This is a genomic window from Actinoplanes sp. NPDC004185, from assembly GCF_053603475.1.
In genome coordinates, this window is the sequence record NZ_JBSGFR010000045.1 from 1 (window position 1) to 18252 (window position 18252).

Annotated in this window: 15 protein-coding genes; 8 read left to right on the forward strand and 7 right to left on the reverse strand. The window is 72.1% G+C overall.

The features are described from left to right. The coding region (locus tag ACWEOZ_RS34585) for a nucleotide sugar dehydrogenase (RefSeq protein ID WP_451914884.1) at positions 1–774 on the reverse strand (774 nt) is incomplete at its 3' end. Positions 775–943: 169 nt separating this feature from the next. Here ACWEOZ_RS34585 and ACWEOZ_RS34590 point away from each other — a divergent pair. Then, on the forward strand, positions 944–2098 hold the full coding sequence (locus ACWEOZ_RS34590) for an acyl-CoA dehydrogenase family protein (protein WP_360555852.1): 1155 nt from the start codon (positions 944–946) through the stop codon (positions 2096–2098). A 34-nt stretch (positions 2099–2132) separates the two neighbouring features. Here the strand turns inward: ACWEOZ_RS34590 and ACWEOZ_RS34595 are convergent, their stop codons facing one another. Next, entirely contained in the window at positions 2133–3353 is a 1221-nt protein-coding gene (locus ACWEOZ_RS34595) for a Fic family protein (protein WP_451914885.1), read from the reverse strand. Between the two features lie 111 nt (positions 3354–3464). Continuing rightward, positions 3465–4883, reverse strand: coding sequence for a hypothetical protein (locus ACWEOZ_RS34600; protein WP_451914886.1), 1419 nt, complete (start codon positions 4881–4883; stop codon positions 3465–3467). A gap of 50 nt (positions 4884–4933) precedes the next feature. Here ACWEOZ_RS34600 and ACWEOZ_RS34605 point away from each other — a divergent pair, with 50 nt between their 5' ends. Both ACWEOZ_RS34605 and ACWEOZ_RS34610 read left to right on the forward strand, forming a co-directional pair. Further along, positions 4934–5449, forward strand: a complete 516-nt coding sequence (locus ACWEOZ_RS34605; RefSeq protein ID WP_451914887.1) for an acyl-CoA thioesterase — start codon at positions 4934–4936, stop codon at positions 5447–5449. Positions 5450–5465: 16 nt separating this feature from the next. Then, the gene (locus tag ACWEOZ_RS34610) at positions 5466–7409 is read left to right on the forward strand and encodes an acetoacetate--CoA ligase (protein ID WP_451914888.1); all 1944 of its coding nucleotides are present in this window, start codon (positions 5466–5468) and stop codon (positions 7407–7409) included. Here ACWEOZ_RS34610 and ACWEOZ_RS34615 read toward each other — a convergent pair. Beyond that, positions 7380–8108: a TIGR03089 family protein gene (locus ACWEOZ_RS34615; RefSeq protein ID WP_451914889.1), complete on the reverse strand. Its 729-nt coding sequence runs from the start codon at positions 8106–8108 to the stop codon at positions 7380–7382. The genes ACWEOZ_RS34610 and ACWEOZ_RS34615 overlap by 30 nt on opposite strands. A 172-nt stretch (positions 8109–8280) precedes the next feature. Between ACWEOZ_RS34615 and ACWEOZ_RS34620 the strand changes: the two genes are divergently transcribed. Both ACWEOZ_RS34620 and ACWEOZ_RS34625 read left to right on the forward strand, forming a co-directional pair. Beyond that, positions 8281–9426: a glycosyltransferase family 4 protein gene (locus ACWEOZ_RS34620; RefSeq protein ID WP_360555843.1), complete on the forward strand. Its 1146-nt coding sequence runs from the start codon at positions 8281–8283 to the stop codon at positions 9424–9426. Between the two features lie 45 nt (positions 9427–9471). Then, a complete protein-coding gene (locus tag ACWEOZ_RS34625; RefSeq protein ID WP_451914890.1) occupies positions 9472–10587 on the forward strand; it encodes a mannose-1-phosphate guanylyltransferase in 1116 nt (371 codons plus the stop codon). Between the two features lie 31 nt (positions 10588–10618). Here the strand turns inward: ACWEOZ_RS34625 and ACWEOZ_RS34630 are convergent, their stop codons facing one another. From ACWEOZ_RS34630 to cofD, 3 genes are all read right to left on the reverse strand, one after another. After that, a complete protein-coding gene (locus tag ACWEOZ_RS34630; RefSeq protein WP_451914891.1) occupies positions 10619–11212 on the reverse strand; it encodes an NUDIX hydrolase in 594 nt (197 codons plus the stop codon). Positions 11213–11312: 100 nt separating this feature from the next. Further along, complete coding sequence (locus ACWEOZ_RS34635) at positions 11313–12344, reverse strand: coenzyme F420-0:L-glutamate ligase (protein ID WP_451914892.1); 1032 nt, start codon at positions 12342–12344, stop codon at positions 11313–11315. Next, positions 12344–13300, reverse strand: coding sequence for a 2-phospho-L-lactate transferase (cofD, locus tag ACWEOZ_RS34640; RefSeq protein WP_451914893.1), 957 nt, complete (start codon positions 13298–13300; stop codon positions 12344–12346). The genes ACWEOZ_RS34635 and cofD overlap by 1 nt, the downstream gene beginning before the upstream one ends. A gap of 143 nt (positions 13301–13443) precedes the next feature. Here cofD and ACWEOZ_RS34645 point away from each other — a divergent pair, with 143 nt between their 5' ends. From ACWEOZ_RS34645 to ACWEOZ_RS34655, 3 genes are all read left to right on the forward strand, one after another. Further along, the gene (locus ACWEOZ_RS34645; protein ID WP_451914894.1) at positions 13444–14445 is read left to right on the forward strand and encodes a hypothetical protein; all 1002 of its coding nucleotides are present in this window, start codon (positions 13444–13446) and stop codon (positions 14443–14445) included. Between the two features lie 65 nt (positions 14446–14510). Then, positions 14511–15347, forward strand: a complete 837-nt coding sequence (locus ACWEOZ_RS34650; protein WP_451914895.1) for a hypothetical protein — start codon at positions 14511–14513, stop codon at positions 15345–15347. Positions 15348–15472: 125 nt separating this feature from the next. Further along, on the forward strand, positions 15473–17977 hold the full coding sequence (locus tag ACWEOZ_RS34655; RefSeq protein WP_451914896.1) for a bifunctional FO biosynthesis protein CofGH: 2505 nt from the start codon (positions 15473–15475) through the stop codon (positions 17975–17977). Positions 17978–18252 lie beyond the last annotated feature (275 nt).

The window sequence follows — 18252 nt, forward strand, 5'->3', positions numbered from 1 at the left end:
CTCGGCCATCGCGTTGATGAAGCTGATCTTGGTGGCCAGGAACGCGTTCGCGGCCACCTTGACCAGCTCGGCGGTGGCGAAGTCGGTGACCACCAGGGGCACCTCGCGGTCCTCGGTGGCGGCCAGGTCGAAGACGCCCTTGTGGGCGGCGTACAGCATGCCGTTGGCCCACTCGGACTTGACGCCGACGACGATGCGGTTGGGCCGCAGCACGTCCTCGACGGCGAAGCCCTCCTGCAGGAACTCCGGCGACCAGGCCACCTCGATGCCCAGCTCCGGGTCGGTGTGCTTGGCGACCAGCTGCTCGATCCACTCGGCGGTGCCGACCGGGACGGTGGACTTGCCGACGATCAGGACCCGGCGGGTCAGGTGCCGGGCGAGATTGGTCACCGACGTCTCGACGTACGACAGGTCGGCGCCCATGCCGTCGGCGCGCTGCGGGGTGCCGACGCAGATGAAGTGCACGTCGGCGAAGGCGGCGACCTCCTCGTACGAGGTGGTGAAGCTGAGCCGGCCCGAGGCCAGGTTGGTGCGCAGCAGCTCGTCGAGGCCGGCCTCGTGGAACGGCACCTGCCCGGCGGCCAGCTTGGCGATCTTGGCCTGGTCGACGTCGAAGCCGAGGACCTCGTAGCCGAGCTCGGCGAAACAGATGGCGTACGTCGCGCCGAGGTACCCGGTGCCGAGGAAGGCCAGCCGGGGGCGGGCTGCGCCGGAGGACGGCTCGACCTCGGCGAACGCGGGCACGGCCGGATGGGTCGGGTACGGGATGGTCACGGGGAGAAACTCCACTCACATGGGGCGCGGGAGGGGGACCTGCGCCGAAACGTGGCATTCACCTTCTCATGGCGCCGCCTCCACGATCAGCGCGCCGTCCGGAAGGATAGTGCGCGTACCCTACGCGTCGGTAACATAGGCCGGAGCCGCAGAGGAGAGGGCCACCACCATGCCTGATTTCGACGTATACCAGCTGCCGGAGGACCACGAGACCATCCGCGCAGCCGTCCGCGAGGTTTGCGACGCCCGGGTGGCGCCCAACGCGGCGGAAGCGGACGAGAGCGGCGAGTTCCCCAAGGCCTCGTACGAAGCCCTGCGGTCGTCGGACTTCCACGCCCCGCACATCCCGGTCGAGTACGGCGGCGCCGGCGCGGACGCCCTGGCCACCGCGATCGTGATCGAGGAGGTCGCGCGGGCCTGCGCCAGCTCGTCCCTGATCCCGGCGGTGAACAAGCTCGGCACGATGCCGCTGATCCTGGCCGGCTCGGCGGCGCTGAAGGAGCGCTACCTGACCCCGGTGGCGGCGGGCGAGGCCATGTTCTCGTACTGCCTGTCGGAGCCCGAAGCGGGCAGCGACGCGGCCTCCATGTCGACCCGCGCGGTCCGCGACGGCGACTACTGGGTCCTCAACGGCGTGAAGCGCTGGATCACCAACGCCGGCGTCTCGGAGTACTACACGGTCTTCGCGGTCACCGACGCGAGCGCCCGCTCCCGCGGCATCTCGGCGTTCGTGGTGGAGAAGTCCGACGAGGGCGTCAGCTTCGGCGCCCCGGAGAAGAAACTCGGCATCAAGGGCAGCCCGACCCGCGAGGTCTACTTCGACAACGTCCGCATCCCGCTGGACCGGATGATCGGCGACGAGGGCACCGGCTTCGCGACGGCGATGAAGACCCTGGACCACACCCGCGTGACCATCGCGGCGCAGGCGGTCGGCATCGCGCAGGGCGCGCTGGACTTCGCCAAGGGGTACGTGAAGGAGCGCAAGCAGTTCGGCAAGGCGGTGGCCGACTTCCAGGGCATCCAGTTCATGCTCGCCGACATGGGCATGAAGCTGGAGGCGGCGCGCCAGCTCACGTACGTGGCGGCGGGCAAGAGCGAGCGCGGCGACGCCGACCTGACGTACTTCGGCGCGGCGGCGAAGTGCTTCGCCTCGGACGCGGCGATGGAGATCACGACGGACGCGGTCCAGCTGCTGGGCGGGTACGGCTACACCCGCGACTACCCGGTCGAGCGGATGATGCGCGACGCCAAGATCACCCAGATCTACGAGGGGACGAACCAGGTCCAGCGCATCGTCATGGCCCGCCAGCTCCTCAAGGACTGACCGGCGTCCGTCAGGTGCGCCGCGCCCGCGCGGATCAGGGAGCGGTGCGCCTGATGGTGGAAGCGTAGTTGTCGAGCACATCCAGGATGCCTGTGTGCTGCCAGACCCGGTTCCGGCGCAGGCCGGTGCGCTCCACCAGGACCTGCCGATCGGCCAGCAGCTCCAGGGTGCGCTGTGCGGTGACGTCGTTCATCGCCAGCTCTGACGTCAGATATCTGGCGTTGACGATGGGCTGCCCCACCAGCCGGGGCAGCACCCGCCAGGCTGCCGCGTGCGGTCGAATGCCGGCCAGCTTGTCGCGGGCCTCGGTCAGCTGCGCCGCCAGGTCATCGACCAGGGTGCGGCCCGAGGCGGCAGCGAAGCGAGATGCGTCGGCGAAGCGGTGCACGATCGGCCCGGCGTCACCGGCCCGGAACGCGTTGAGGGCGTCGAAGTAAGTGCTGGTGTCGGTCAGCAGGCCGGCTGAGATCGGCACGGTGACGTGTTCGACGAGACCTTTGCTCCGGAGCATGGCCTGCGCGAGAGCACGCCCGGTGCGGCCGTTGCCGTCGACGAATGGGTGGATCGTCTCGAACTGCGCGTGCGCCACCGCCACCTGGACCAGCACCGGCAGGTCGTCACGTTCGGCGAACTCGACGATGTCCTGGACCGCGGTCGGCACCCGGTCATGGTGGGGAGCGACGAAATCGGCACCGATCGGCCCGGCGTTGTCCGGTCCGATCCAGACGATCTCCTCCCGGAACCGTCCGGCGTGCCGCTCGAAGCCGGGCTGATGCGCCATCAGTTCGCGGTGCATTGTCAGGATCGCCGACACGTCGATGTGGTCGGAGAGCCGCAGGGCGGCTTCCATGGCGCGGACGTTGCCGATGACGGTCTGGGCGTTCGCTTTGTCGCCCTGGCCGATCTCGGCGAGTGCCAGCTGGCGGGCGCTGGTCGTCAGGTTCTCGATCTGGGAACTGGACGAGCTCTCTGTGCGAAGCAGGATCGCTGACATCGGTCCGAGGGCTGGGCTCTCGGCGCCGAGGATCCGTAGAGCGTGCAGGTCGAAGTCGACGAGCGCGCGTGCACCGTCCTCGACGTCCGCGGCGACAGGCGCCGGTAGGTCCGGTTGCCAATCAGCCAGCGGAATGGGGACGATCGACTGGTAGGTCCCGCGCTGACGGCGCATTTCGGCTCGGGAGTAGTACCCGCGCTCGTTGGGCGTCCAGCTCTGTTCATCGAACGTGGCAGCCAGGACCGGAACGGACTGTTGCATGGCGGGCTCTTGAGTGACCACGCTTGCATCTTACTTACATTTCTTGGAGGAAGTGTAAGTAAGGGTTCAGCGAAGTATCGCTTCCGAACTACAAGCGGCGGGTCGCAGCTCCTAGGTGGGTGGGCGCTGGGCCGGCAGCTTCAGGGGCCGGGTGTCGTCCGCGGCTTCGTCGGCCGGGCGTTCCAGGCTGGTCACCGTCGTGGCCGGGCGGGCCGTGTTCGCCCGGGTGGTCGCCTCGCCGGGTGGCGACGCCACGGCCGTGAGCCGTGTCGTCGGATCCTCGCCCGGATCGGGCCGCTCGGCGGCCACGATCGAGGTCTGCTCGCCGGCCGGGGCCACCGGCGTCGCCACCGTGACGGGCTCGGCCGAGGCCACCGGCGTCGCCACCGTGACCGGCTCGGCCGGGGCCGGGAAGCTCAGCAACTGGGTGCGGTCGCCGGGCGGCTCGACCGTGCCGGCCCGGATCACCTGCGTCCGTTCGCCCCGGTCGGCCTGGTCCGGTGCCGGGCCGTTCGCCGTGGGCAGGGTCAGCAACTGCGTCTTGTCGTCCCCGTCGTCGCTCGCCGGCAACGTCAGCAGGGTCGTCTTGCCCTCCGCCGCCTCGCCGCTGGTGACGTCGCGAGTGGTCTCCTCCCCGGCGCCCGGCGAATTCGGCCCCGGAATGTCGCTCGTCGGATCCTCCGGCCCGGAGATGGTCGCGGTGGCGTCCTCGCCGGCCGCGACGTCCGCCGTGGCTTCCTCACTGCCCGACGGCACAGCCTCCGTCGGCTCTTCCCCGGCCGGCGTCACGGCTGCGGTGGGTTCTTCGGCGGCCGGCGCAACGATCTGGGTCGGTTCTTCCGGAACCGGCTGCGGCCCGAGCCGCATGACCGTCGTCTTCTCATCCCCATCGGCCGCAGCGGAACCGGAACCGGACCCGCCCGGCAGGGTCACGGTCGGCTGCGCCACCGTCGTCTGCCCGTTGCCGATGACCTGCGTAGCGTCAGCCGACTGCCCGAAGCCCGGCACGAACTCGCTCCCCGGCCGCTGCTGGGGGATCACCGCCGTCCGCTCCGAGGCCATCGGCGTCCCGGCCACCGCGGCCTCCCCGCGCGCCCGCCCGATCGTGCCCACGAACAAGATTTCCGGCGGCTCGAAGCCCCGCCACCGCCGCGCGCTCAGCGCCGTGCCCAGCAGCGGCACTGCCAGCAGCACCGCCAGGCCGTAGCCCGGCGTGCTCAGGTTGAAGCCGTCCGACGCCAGATTCTCCGGCCACACCCCGGCATACGACGCCGGGGCGATCCGGGCCCAGGCGCCCACGCCGAGGAAGGTCAGGCCGGCCAGGAGCGGTCCGAGCGGGGAGATCGGGGAGAAGAGCAGGATCGCGTACGCCGTCCCGGCCAGCACGAGCAGCAGCACGCCGGACAGCGATTCGATGCCGCCGTTGTCGCGGGCCCGGCCGGTCAGGTCCTGGTCGAAGCCGACACCGCAGAGGATCCAGACCGCGGGGGCGAGGACGAGGGCATACAGGATGGATCTCAGATGGCGCACGTGCGGACCGTACCGGTCAGCGGCAACGGTGCGGAAGTAACGTGTCGGCCATGAGCGAGCATCCCGCGGGCCGGCCGACCTCGCACTCGCGGGTCACCCTCAGCCGGATCATGAACGCCACCGACGTCAACCTGTACGGGACGGTGCACGGTGGCGTGCTGATGAAGTTCGTCGACGACGTGGCCGGTGCGGCTGCCGCGCGGCACAGCGGGGGTACGGCTGTCACCGCCGCCATCGACGAGATCATCTTCGTCGAGCCGGTGCGGGTCGGTGATCTGGTCCACGCGTACGCGCAGGTGAACTGGACCGGGAGCACCTCGATGGAGGTCGGCGTGAAGCTGACCGGGGAGCGCTGGGACACCGCCGGCGGGGAGCCGCTCACCGTCGCGACCGCGTACCTGGTCTTCGTCGCCGTGGACGTCTCGGGGCATCCCCGGGCCGTGCCCCCGGTGCTGCCCGAGTCGCCGGAGGACGAGCGCCGCTTCCGGGAGGCGATCATCCGCCGCGAGCACCGCCTGGCCCGCCGCAAGGCGATCCAGGACGCCAGGAGCACGCCAGCTGAATGATGATTAAGGTAAGCGCATGACGACGGGCACAGTGCTGTGGACCCCGCCGGCGGACGTCCTGGAGACGTCCCGGATGGGCCGGTTCCTGACCTGGCTGCGCGCCGAGCGCGGGGTCGAGGCGGCCGATTACGCCGAGCTGTGGCAGTGGTCGGTCACCGACCTCGCCGGCTTCTGGCGGGCGGTCTGGGACTACTTCGATGTCATCGCGCACACCGAGCCGACCGCGACGCTGCCCGACGCGACCATGCCGGGCGCGCGCTGGTTCCCCGGCGCCACGCTCAACTACGCCGAGCACGTGCTGCGGATGCCGGGGCTGGCCGATGACGATCCGGTCGTCCTCGCGTACTCCCAGACCCGGGAGCCCGTCACGCTCACCGCCCGGCAGCTGCGCGACCAGGTCCGGCGGGTCGCGGCCGGGCTGCGCCGGCTCGGCGTCGGCCCGGGCGACCGGGTCGCGGCCTACGCGCCGAACATCCCGGAGACCTACGTCCTGATGCTGGCGACCGCCAGCCTCGGCGCGGTCTTCTCCTCGTGCGCGCCGGAGTTCGGGTCGCGCAGCGTCATCGACCGGTGGACCCAGATCGAGCCCAAGGTGCTGGTGGCCGTCGACGGCTACCGCTACGGCGACAAGGCGGTGGACCGCCGGGCCGAGGTCGCCGAGATCCGCGCCGCGCTGCCCAGCGTCGAGCACTTCATCGGCCTCGGCTACCTGCACGGCGGCGGGGACTGGGCCGAGCTGGACGGCGACGACCCGCTGACCTTCGCCGCGGTCCCGTTCGACCACCCGCTCTACGTGCTCTACTCCTCCGGCACCACCGGCCTGCCCAAGCCGATCGTGCACGGCCACGGCGGCATCCTGCTCGAGCACCTCAAGATGCTGGCCCTGCACCACGACCTCGGCCCCGGCGACCGGTTCTTCTGGTTCACCACCACCGGCTGGATGATGTGGAACTTCCTCGTCTCCGGCCCGGCCGTGGGCGCGGCCATCGTGCTGTTCGACGGCAACCCGGGCCACCCCGACCTGGGCGCGCTGTGGCGGCTCGCCGCCGAGCAGGGCATCACCTACTTCGGTACGTCCGCACCGTTCCTGATGGCGTGCCGCAAGGCCGGCGTCGTCCCGCCGCCGACCGCCGTCCGGGGGGTGGGTTCGACCGGTGCGCCGCTGCCGGCCGAGGGATTCCACTGGGTGTACGAGGCGCTGGGCGACCGCCCGCAGCTGCAGTCGCTGTCCGGCGGCACCGACGTGTGCACCGGGTTCGTCGGCGGCACCCCGCTGCTGCCGGTGATCGAGGGCGTCATCTCGTGCCGGGCGCTCGGTGCGCGGGTGGAGGCGTACGACGCCGACGGCAAGCCGGTGCTCGGGCAGCTCGGCGAGCTGGTGGTGACCGCGCCGATGCCGAGCATGCCGGTGGGCTTCTGGAACGACCCGGACGGCCGGCGCTACTTCGAGGCGTACTTCGACGTCTACCCGGGCGTGTGGCGCCACGGCGACTGGATCACCATCGCCGAGGACGGCACCTGCGTGATCACCGGCCGGTCCGACGCGACGCTCAACCGGGGCGGGGTGCGGCTGGGCACCGCCGAGTTCTACACGGTGGTGGAGAACGTGCCCGGCGTCGTCGACTCGGTCGTCGTGCACCTCGACGCCGACGGCCAGGACGAGCTGCTGCTCTTCGTGGTGCTGACCGAGGGTCTGGAGCTCGGCGACGAGCTGCGCGGCCGGATCCGCGGCGAGCTGCGGGCCGCGCTCTCGCCCCGGCACGTCCCCGACGAGATCCATCAGGTACGCGCGGTGCCGCGCACGCTGTCGGCGAAGAAGCTGGAGGTCCCGGTGAAACGCATCCTCACCGGCACCCCGGCCGACCGGGCCGCCGCCACGGGCGCCCTGGTCAACCCGGAGTCGCTGACCGCCTTCGAGCGGCTGGCGGCCTCACGTCAGCAGGAGCGTGACCTTCTCTGACTGCGCCCGGGCCTCGACCTTGGCCGGGTCCAGGTTGCCGCACAGCACGATGCTGGCCCCGGCGATGAGCGGCGCCAGAAGCCAGTCGGCCGGGTCGGGGTAGGCGCGGGCGTCGACCAGGACCCGGTCGCCGGGCTTGATGCCCAGCTCGGCGGCGCGCTCGGTGGCGGTGCGGCAGACCGAGAGGTGGCTCTCCTCGGTCGGGCCGGCCAGCGCGCGGTCGTTCTCGCCGACCGGGGCCGAGGCGACGAACCGGTCGCCGAAGCCGCGGACCTCGACGGTGTAGTCGATGAAGCCGGGCGGGACCTGGCGCAGCGGGGCAGCCAGGGGGAGCAGGCCGGTCGCGTACCGGTCGCCGGTGGACCAGGCCGCCGCGATCTCCACGAGCCCGGGTGTGGTGAAGAGCACCTCGACCGGCTGCGGGTCCGGGCCCAGGTCGGCGGCGAGCCCGGCCGCCCATCCGCCGAGCAGCACGGCGGCCGTCTGCCAGTGCGGCGGGAGCAGGACGGCCACCGAGTCGCCCGAGCCCAGGCCGACGCCGTCCACCAGCAGGTTGGCCGTCTTGGCGACCCAGTTGTCCATCGTCGCGCCGGACAGCTCGGTGCGGTCCCCGCTCGCGTCGTCGTACCAGGTCAGCAGGGGAGTGGTGGGGTCGCGGCGCACGGCCGCCGCGAGGGCCGCCGGAATCGTGTCAATCATCGGTGCTGACGATAGTCCGTTGACGGTGGGTGACCATTTGATCTCGGCTCGGCGCGGCTGTGCGACGGACCCGCGAACGTCGGAAGTCCAGCGGTGTCGCGGTCGACACGAGACCCATCGAGCGGCGTACCCTTGCCAGTGGTCTGGCCCACAGCCCCCGAGGAGTTGCCACGTGACCGCCGGTCGTCCGCCCCGAGTCCTCGTCGACGCCACCAGCGTCCCCGCCGACCGGGGTGGTGTCGGCAGATACGTCGACGGCCTCCTGGGTGCCCTGGCCACCATCGGCCCGGAGCGGGTCGACCTGGCCGTCGTCGCGCAGCGTTCGGATGCGGAGCGTTACTCCCGGATGCTCACCGGCGCCGAGGTCATCGCCGGCCCGTCCGCGGTCGCGCACCGCCCGGCCCGGCTGGCCTGGGAGCAGACCGGTCTGCCGCTGCTGGCCCAGCAGGTCGGGGCCAAGGTGCTGCACTCGCCCTTCTACACGTGTCCGCTGCGGGCCGGTTGCCCGGTCACGGTGACTGTGCACGACGCGACGTTCTTCACCGAACCGGAGCATTACGACAACACCAAGCGGACGTTCTTCCGCAGCGCCATCAAGACCTCGCTGCGCCGGGCGGCCCGGGTGATCGTGCCCAGCAAGGCGACCCGGGACGAGCTGATCCGCCTGCTCGACGCCGACCCCACGCACATCGACGTGGCCTACCACGGCGTCGACCACACGGCGTTCCACGCGCCGACCGAGGAGGAGAAGGCCCGGGTCCGCGCCCGGCTCGGGCTCACGGACGCCGGCTACGTCGCCTTCCTCGGCGCCAAGGAGCCCCGCAAGAACGTGCCCAACCTGATCCGCGGCTGGGCCCGCGCGGTCGCCGACTGGCCGCACCCGCCGGCGCTGGTCATCGCCGGCGGCCAGGGCCACGACGACGACATCGACCGGGCCGTGGCCGAGGTGCCGTCGCACCTGCGCCTGCTGCGCCCCGGCTACCTCCGGTACGCGGACCTGCCAGGCTTCCTCGGCGGCGCGCTGGTGGCCTGCTACCCGTCCTTCGGCGAGGGTTTCGGCCTGCCCATCCTCGAGGCGATGGCCTGCGCCACGCCGGTGCTCACCACACCGCGGCTGTCCCTGCCGGAGGTCGGCGGCGACGCGGTGGCGTACACGACCGAGGACCCGGACCGTATCGCCGAGGACCTCGCCGACCTGCTGCACGACGAGCCCCGCCGGCTCACCCTGGCCAAGGCGGGCTTCGACCGGGCCAAGGAATTCAACTGGTCGACCAGCGCGGAGGTGCACGTCGCCACCTGGAACAGGGTGGCGGCGTGAGACTTGGCGCCCGCCGGTAACTTCCGCTCGTTACACTCCGTGCGCATGAGTGAGAACCAGGGCGCCCTGTACGCCGTCATTCCCGCAGGTGGCAGTGGTACTCGTCTATGGCCGCTCTCACGGGCCGGTCACCCCAAGTTCCTGCACCCGCTGACCGGTACGGACGCCTCGCTGCTGCAGGCCACCGTCGACCGGCTGGCCCCGCTGGCCGCCCCGGACAAGGTGCTGGTGGTGACCGGCGTCGCGCACGCGGCCGAGGTGTCCCGCCAGCTCGCGGCGGTCCCGGTCGAGAACATCATCGTCGAGCCGTCCCCGCGCGACTCCTGCGCCGCCATCGCCCTCGCGGCAGCGGTGATCGCCCGCCGCGAGCCGGAGGCCCTGATGGGCTCGTTCGCCGCCGACCACCTCATCGCGGACGGCTCCCGCTTCATCGACGTGATCGAGCAGGCGATGGCCGGGGCCCGGCAGGGGCTGCTGATGACCCTCGGCATCACCCCGACACGCCCGGAGACCGGCTACGGCTACGTGCAGTGCGGCGGCCCGGTCGGCGACGGCGCGGTGCTGGCGGTCGAGGAGTTCAAGGAGAAGCCCTCGTACGACGTGGCCGAGAGCTACGTGAAGTCCGGCAACTACCTGTGGAACGCGGGCATGTTCGTCTGGCGGGTCGACGTCTTCCTGAACGAGCTGGCCCGTCAGCAGCCGCAGCTGCACGCCGGCATCTCCCGGATCGCCCAGGCCTGGGACTCCCCGTCCCGCGAGGAGGTCTTGGGCGAGGTCTGGCCGACCCTGCCCCGCATCTCGGTGGACTACGCGGTGATGGAAGGCGCGGCCGCGGTCGGCCGGGTCGGCACGGTTCCGGGCGACTTCGGCTGGAACGACGTCGGCGACTTCCACACGCTCGGCGAGGTGCTGGCGGCGGACAGCGCGGGCAACGTGGTCGTCGGCAAGGACGTGTCGGGCCAGCAGTCGGTGCTGCTGCGCGAGACCGAGAACCTGGTCGTGGTCCCGAACTCCGGCCGGCTGGTGGCCGCGCTGGGCGTCCGCGACCTGATCATCGTGGACACCCCGGACGCGGTCCTGGTCTGCCCGCGCGACCGCGCCCAGGAAGTGAAGTCTCTGGTCGACGACCTGCGCAACAAAGGCGAGTTGCACTACATCTAGACGTCCGCGATGCCGGCCCGGCTGCGGTGGCTCAGCCTCGGCGCGGCCGTCCGGCGGTCGGCTGGTGGCTCGGCGTGAGCCGGGCGAACGCCGGCGCGAGCTGCTGGACCACCCCGTCGGCCAGGGGCGTGGGCAGGTTGTCGGCGGTGAACCAGGCCAGGTCGGCCGACTCGTCGCTGATCTGCTCGACCGCGCCCGGCGGGCAGACGGCGACGAAGCGCACGTCGTAGTGGTGCGTGGGGCCGGCCGGCTCGCCGGCGGCCGGCGCGCAGGTCACCGGGTGGATGTCGACGTCGATCGGGTCCGGGTCCAGCCGCAGCCCGGCGATGCCGGACTCCTCGGTCGCCTCCCGCAGCGCGGCCTGCGCCAGCGTGCCGTCGGCCGGCTCGCAGTGGCCGCCGACCTGCATCCACATGCCCAGCCGCCCGTGCAGGCAGAGCAGCACGCGACGCTGCTCGTCGACGATGAGCGCGCTGGCGGTGACGTGCCCGGGCCGGTGCTCGCGGGTCATCGCCACCGGGCCCGCGCCGAGCAGCTCGAGGGTGCGCTTGCGCGCGAGGTCGGCCGCCTCGGAGGTGGCCTGCCAGCGGCCGAGCGTCGCGACGGCATCGTCGAACAGGGTCACGGCATCATCCTTCGTGAGGTCTGGCAATCGGCCTTCGTGTGGCCGGCGACCGGTCCGGCGCGCCGGCGAGGACGCCGGTCGGGGCGGCGGGGCAAGCTGGTCACGCTCGGGAGACTGTGAGGATCGCGGTGGTGGCGTCGTAGGTGACGGTCGAGGTCAGGACCTCTGCGGACAGGGCCGCCCGCAGCCGATGGACGTCGGCACCGAAGCGCATCAGGCCGGCCGCCGTCACATCCGGGGGAGAACAGCGCAGCACGCCCGCCGACGTCGTCTCCACGGCCGTGCCCTCGGCGAGCGATTCCGCCACAGTGGTCAGCGCGCGGCTGATCGCCGCGTCGTCAGCTGCCCGCGGGGCCTCCGCGGCCGGGGCATCGGGCAGGGTCGCCGCGGCGCGCAGGCCGGCTGCCTGTGCTTCCGCCGTGCCCAAGGAGAACATGTCGCTGGCCGCGTCCCGCAGCAGAGCGACCGCGCCGGCGCCCTCGTCCGCCCCCGCTCCGGGGTAGCCGCGCACCACCGCGACCGGCACCTGGTCGCACTTGCCCTTGACCAGCTCGCCCGCCCCGGCCAGCTCGTCGATCACGGCCATCTGGGTGAGCTGCAGCTCGTTGCCGTACGGGTCGATCTCGCCCCGGTGGTCGCGGAACGGCTCGATGCCCGCCGCACCCAGCGCGACGTCCGTCAGGCCGTTGCGCCAGGCCCGGCCCATCGTGTCCGACACGATCACGCCGACCCGCAGGCCGCGTCCGAGCATTGCGTCGCGCAGAGCGCGGGCCGAGGCGTCCGGATCGGCCGGCAGCAGCACCAGATGGGTCTTGTCGACGTTGGACGCGTCGATGCCCGCCGCCGCCATCACGAAGCCGTGATGGGTCTGCACGATCGCCGTCGGCCCGCGGCGGGCCACCACCCGCCGGGTCTCGGCCATCAGGGCCCGCTCCCGGGCCTCCTCGCGCTCCGGGCCGTCGGCGGGGACCTCGACCAGCCGGCCCTCCGCCTTCGACACGATCTTGCTGGTCACCACCAGCACGTCGCCGTCGCGCAGCCAAGGCGCGTTGGTGGTGATCAGCGCGGCCAGGTCGTCGCCGGCCGTCACGTCGCCGATGCCGCGCACCGGCAGCACCTCGAGTCCGTCCATCAGGCGACTCCTGCCAGCTCCAGGGCCGCGGCGACCATCGTCGCCGTCCTGTCCTCGTCGGTCATCCACAGCGGCACGGCCCGGGTCGTCACGCCCGGGATCGTCGTGCCCTCGTCGGTCGTGTCGACCAGCCAGCCGTCGAGCAGGCCGTTGTCGGTGCGGCCGCCGTACAGGCCGCCGACCCCGGCCGCGCTCACCTCGACGCCGAGCGTCGCCAGACAGCGGTCGGCCATGCCGCGCACCGGCGCGCCGCCGATGATCGGCGAAACCCCGACGACGGGCGCCGGGCCGTCCAGCACGGCCTCCTTGAGCTGCGGTACGGCGAGAACGGGCGCGATGCTGACCACCGGGTTGCTCGGCGCCACCAGCACGACGTCCGCGTGGCCGATCGCCTCCAGCACCCCGGCCGCCGGTTTCGCCGCCTCCGCCCCCACGAAGACGAAACGGTGCGTCGGCACGTCGCCGCGGTAGCGCACCCACCACTCCTGGAAGTGGATGGCCTTGCGCTCACCCTCGACCTCCACGACCACGTGGGTCTCCAGCCGGTCGTCGGTGGCCGGGAGCATGCTGATGCCCGGCTGCCAGCGCTCGCACAGGGCCGCGGTGACCGCTGACAGGGGATAGCCCGCGTTCAGCATCGTCGTGCGTACGAGATGGGTGGCCGTGTCCTTGTCGCCCAGGCCGAACCAGGTCGGCTCGGCGGCATACTTGGCCAGCTCTTCCTTGACGACCCAGGTCTCGCCGACGCGGCCCCAGCCGCGCTCGGGATCGGCCGCGCCGCCCAGCGTGTACATCACGCTGTCCAGGTCGGGACAGATCTGCAGGCCGTGCATGCGCACGTCGTCACCGACGTTCACCACCGCCGTGACGTCGGCACCGATCTTCCGCGCGTGGGCGCGCACACCCACCAGGAACCGGGCGCCGCCGATCCCCCCGGTCAGGACCACGATCCGCATCCGACCATCCTTGCGCACCCCGGCCGGATATGCGGCCCACGGGGCGCGGGTGTGATGTGCGTATCGGGTCTAGGCTGAGCCGGCTTGTCTCCACCCCCGTGTATCTCGTCCCCGTGTCCTCATCCCGTGTCAGGAGTTCAGCTGTGACCAGCACACCGCCGCCGCAGCCCGCCCAGCCCCCGGGGCGCCCGGTTGCCCAGGTGATCCGGCCGCTGCGCGACCTCACCGCGTACGCCCTGGTGGCGGCGCCCGCCATCTGGCTGTTCGTCGCGGTGATCCGGCTGATCCCGTCCGGGGTGGGCCAGGACTTCCTCACCCGGGTGCAGAACAGCTTCTACAGCTTCGTCAACATCGAGCTGATCGCCCTGCCGCTGGCGGCGGTGCTGCTGGCGACCCTGGTCCAGCCGGTGCACAAGCACGCCAAGCTGATCACGATCGCCGCGCTGGTGGAGTATGCGGTGGCGGCGTTCTTCGCGATCATCTTCGGCTTCCTGATCGCGCTGGTGAAGATCGCCGGCTGGAGCGTCCGGGTGGCGTTCGAGGAATTCCTGGTCCGCGCGGCCTGGCTGGCGGTCTTCGCCGCGGCGGCCTACGCGGTGTACCTGATCTGGCGGAACCTGTTCTACACGCCGAAGCCGAAGGCCCAGCCCGGGATGTACGGCCAGCCGCAGCAGTGGCAGCAGCAGCCGTACGGGCAGCCCGGCTACCCACAGCAGCCCGGTCAGCCCGGTCAGCCCGGTTTCCCCCCGCCGCCGGGCCAGCCGGGTTACGTCCAGCCCGGCCCGCAGCAGCCCGGTCCCCAGCAGCCTGGGCAATGGGGTCAGCCGCCGGCTGGGCCGGGTTGGGGGGCACCGACCTCGGCCCCGCCCGCTTCGGCCCCACCGGCGTCCGCGCCGCCCGCTTCCGCGCCGCCGGCCTCGGCTCAGCCCGCGCCGGGCACGCCGCCCGGACCGTTCGCGCCGGCGCCGGGCCACCCGCAGGCCCCGGGCGCCTACAGCCAGCAGGCGTACCCGCCGCCGACCTACGGCCAGCCCCAGCAGCAGCCGGGTGGTCATGCGGACCCGACGCAGGCGCTCCCGCACCACAACCCGGACGATGCCGACCGCACCCGCGTCGTGGGCGAGGAGCCCCCGCCCCGCCAGTGACCGAGCCCGACCCGCCGACGGCGCCCCACCCCGGGGCGCCGTCGCTTTTCCCATGGAGACCGAGCGTGGAAGCGCACGAGACCGACGACGCGGGATCGCGCCGTCCGGCCGGGCAAGCAGCCCAACCCCAGCCGTCCGTGCCCAGGCAGCGAAGCCCAGAGCCGGCAGCGCAGCCTCGCAGCGGCACGGAGGATTTCGCTCGCGAGACCGCGATGCTCGCGGCCGAGAGTCGTGACGGGATGGAATCGGCCGCTCGCGAGGCAGCGTTCCCTGCGGCACAGAGCCGCGGCGCGGAGGCTGCCGCTCGTGACACCGCCCTGCTCGCAGCCCAGAGTCGTGACAGCGCGGAGGCAGCCAGCCGGGAAGCCGCGTCCCTCGCGGCGCAGCGTCGCGGCCAATCAAAAGCCGCCGCGCGCGAGGCCGCGCTCCTCGCGGGACAGCATCGTGAGCGTGCGGAGGCCGCGGCCCGCGAAGCTGCAGTTCTCGCCAGCCAGCGGCTGGATCGCGCAGAGGCCGCCGCCCGCGAGGCCGCGGTCCAAGCAGCGCAGCGCCTGGATCGTGCGGAAGCCGCCGCCCGCGAAACGGCGGCACTCGCAGCCCAGCGCCTGAACCTCGCCGAAGCCGCCGCCCGCCGGACCGCGGCCCTGGCAGCACAGCGTCTCGCCGCCGCCGAGGCCGCCGCCCGGCTGACCGCGACCCGAGCAGCCCACCGTCTCGACGCCGAGGAAGCAGCCCAGCGGCAGAGCGCACTCCGCAAACGCGACCGCGAGGCCCAGCTGATCCGCGAGTCAGCCCTGCGGGCAGCGCAGCGACAGGTAGCCGTCGACGCCGCCCTGCTGCAGGCCGCGGTGCGCGCGCAGCACCAGGACGACACCCTCCCGGCGGCCGCCGAGCCGGCGTGAGCGGAAGCCGACCGAACCGGGACCCGGAGGCATCGGCCGGCAGGCGTGTTCCAGACCACTGCCGTCGGCAGGTCGCCTCGGCCGCAGTTGCTCTCGATCCGGCCTAGGCTGCACAGGTGGCAGACGTGACTGAGGCCAGTATCCGTCGTGCGCTCAAGCGGGCGAGCGATGGCAAGGCGATCGATGCCGGTGAGGCGACGGCTCTGCTCGCCGCCGACGGGCCGCTGTTCGACGAGTTGCTCGCGGTGTCCGGCGGGGTGCGTGACGCCGGGTTGCGGGAGGCGGGCCGCCCTGGCGTGGTCACGTACTCGAAGAAGGTTTTCATCCCGCTGACCCGGTTGTGCCGCGACCGCTGCCATTACTGCACCTTCGCGACGGTGCCGCACCGGCTGCCCGCGGCTTTCCTGGAGCGGGACGAGGTGCTCGCGATCGCCCGGGAGGGCGCCGCGCAGGGCTGCAAGGAGGCCCTCTTCACCCTCGGTGACCGGCCCGAGGAACGGTGGCCGGCGGCCCGGCAGTGGCTCGACGAGCGCGGCTACGACTCGACCCTGGACTACGTGCGGGCCTGCGCGATCGCCGTGCTCGAGGAGACCGGGCTGCTGCCCCATCTCAATCCGGGCGTCATGAGCTGGGCCGACCTGCAGCGGCTCAAGCCGGTCGCGCCGAGCATGGGCATGATGCTGGAGACCACCGCCACCCGGCTCTGGTCCGAGCCCGGCGGCCCGCACTTCGGCTCGCCCGACAAGGAGCCCGCCGTCCGGCTCCGGGTGCTCGACGACGCCGGCCGGGTCGGTGTCCCGTTCACCACCGGCATCCTGATCGGCATCGGCGAGACACCGGCCGAGCGGATCGACGCCGTCTTCGCGATGCGCCGCAGTGCCCGCGAGTACGGCCACATCCAGGAAGTCATCATCCAGAATTTCCGCGCCAAGCCGGACACGGCGATGCGTGGCATGCCCGACGCCGAGTTGCGGGAGCTCGCCGCGACGGTGGCGGTCGCCCGGATCATCATGGGTCCCCGGGCCCGCCTCCAGGCCCCGCCCAATCTCATCGCCGGCGAATACGCCCTGCTGCTGCGGGCGGGCATCGACGACTGGGGTGGCGTCTCCCCGGTGACGCCCGACCACGTCAATCCGGAGCGCCCGTGGCCGCAGATCGAGGCGTTGCGCGAGCAGTCCCGCGCGGCCGGCTTCGAGCTGCGTGAGCGCCTCACCATCTACCCCGAGTACGTCCGCCGCAGCGAGAGCTGGCTCGACCCGCGCCTGGCCGCGCATGTGGCCGCGCTGGCCGACCCGGCGACCGGGCTGGCCCGCGAGGAGGCCAGGCCGGCCGGGCTGCCCTGGCAGGAGCCGGACGACGCGTACGCGAGCGGCCGCACCGACCTCTTCGCCACGATCGACACCGAGGGCCGCACCGGTGACCGCCGCGGCGACTTCGACAGCGTGTACGGCGACTGGGACGAGGTGGCGGCGCACATCTCCGCCGAGGCTGTCGCCGCCGGTGCCGGCAAGGTCGTCCCGCGCATCGAGTCGGACGTGCTGGCCGGGCTCAAGCTCGCCGCCGAGGATCCGGCCGCGCTGCTGGACCCGGCGCACGAGGCCAAGGCCATGGCGCTGTTCAACGCGGACGGTTCCGCCCTGGACGAGCTTGCCCGCCTCGCCGACGACCTGCGCAAGGAGGTCAACGGCGAGGACGTCACGTACGTGGTCAACCGCAACATCAACTTCTCCAACGTGTGTTACGTCGGCTGCCGGTTCTGCGCGTTCGCGCAGCGCGAGCAGGACGCCGACGCCTACCGGCTGTCGGTGGAGCAGGTGGCCGACCGGGCCGAGGAGGCCTGGCGGGACGGTGCCACCGAGGTCTGCATGCAGGGCGGCATCGACCCGAAGATGCCGATCACCGCGTACGCCGACCTGGTGCGGGCCGTGAAGCGCCGGGTGCCCGGGATGCACGTGCACGCGTTCTCCCCGATGGAGATCGTCACCGGCGCGGCCAAGGCCGGGGTGTCGGTGCGGGAGTGGCTGACCGAGCTGCACGAGGCCGGGCTCGACACGATCCCGGGCACGGCCGCCGAGATCCTCGACGACGACGTGCGCTGGGTGCTGACCAAGGGCAAGCTGCCCGCCTCGGCCTGGATCGACGTGGTGACCACCGCGCACCAGGTCGGCATCCGGTCCAGCTCGACGATGATGTACGGCCACGTCGACCACCCCCGCCAGTGGCTGGGCCACTTCCGGGTGCTGGCCGGCATCCAGGATGTGACCGGCGGTTTCACCGAGTTCGTGGGCCTGCCGTTCATCCACACCAACGCCCCGATCTATCTGGCCGGCATCGCCCGTCCCGGCCCGACCTGGCGGGAGAACAGGGTCGTCCACGCGATGGCCCGCGTCCTGTTGCACGGCCGGATCGGCAACATCCAGTGCTCGTGGGTGAAGCTCGGTGACGAGGGCACGATCGCGATGCTCAACGGGGGCTGCAACGACCTCGGCGGCACCTTGATGGAGGAGACGATCTCCCGGATGGCCGGGTCGGAGCACGGCTCGGCCCGTACGGTCGCGCAGTTGAAAGAGCTGGCAGCGGCGGCCGGCCGTCCCGCCGCCGAACGCACGACGGTTTATGGCCGCCGCTAGATCACCCTCCCGGACACCCCTAGTCAACAGGTCACAAAATGGGGTAATTTGGACTCGACGCGCCGACCTCGCGTTACCTTCCGGTGGCCCGGACAGATAGGGCTGGAACGGGACCGCGAGGGCGCCATGGCGCCTCGGGGAAACGGGCCTATTTATCAGGTTCGGCTTGACGACGCACGTCTTACACGCGTGTAATTTCGGTGGGGTTGTGGGAAAGGCGCGTCGCGAACCGCGTATTTCCCGCAAGAAACACGCCGCGTGCGTGGGGGGTCAGC

Bases quoted from the DNA above. Each gene is read 5' to 3' on its own strand.
- ACWEOZ_RS34610 (WP_451914888.1), top strand. From the start codon at position 5,466: ATGACGACGGGCACAGTGCTGTGGACCCCGCCGGCGGACGTCCTGGAG.
- ACWEOZ_RS34595 (WP_451914885.1), bottom strand. From the start codon at position 3,353: ATGCAACAGTCCGTTCCGGTCCTGGCTGCCACGTTCGATGAACAGAGC.
- ACWEOZ_RS34590 (WP_360555852.1), top strand. From the start codon at position 944: ATGCCTGATTTCGACGTATACCAGCTGCCGGAGGACCACGAGACCATC.
- ACWEOZ_RS34625 (WP_451914890.1), top strand. From the start codon at position 9,472: ATGAGTGAGAACCAGGGCGCCCTGTACGCCGTCATTCCCGCAGGTGGC.
- ACWEOZ_RS34635 (WP_451914892.1), bottom strand. From the start codon at position 12,344: ATGGACGGACTCGAGGTGCTGCCGGTGCGCGGCATCGGCGACGTGACG.
- ACWEOZ_RS34615 (WP_451914889.1), bottom strand. From the start codon at position 8,108: ATGATTGACACGATTCCGGCGGCCCTCGCGGCGGCCGTGCGCCGCGAC.
- cofD (WP_451914893.1), bottom strand. From the start codon at position 13,300: ATGCGGATCGTGGTCCTGACCGGGGGGATCGGCGGCGCCCGGTTCCTG.
- ACWEOZ_RS34605 (WP_451914887.1), top strand. From the start codon at position 4,934: ATGAGCGAGCATCCCGCGGGCCGGCCGACCTCGCACTCGCGGGTCACC.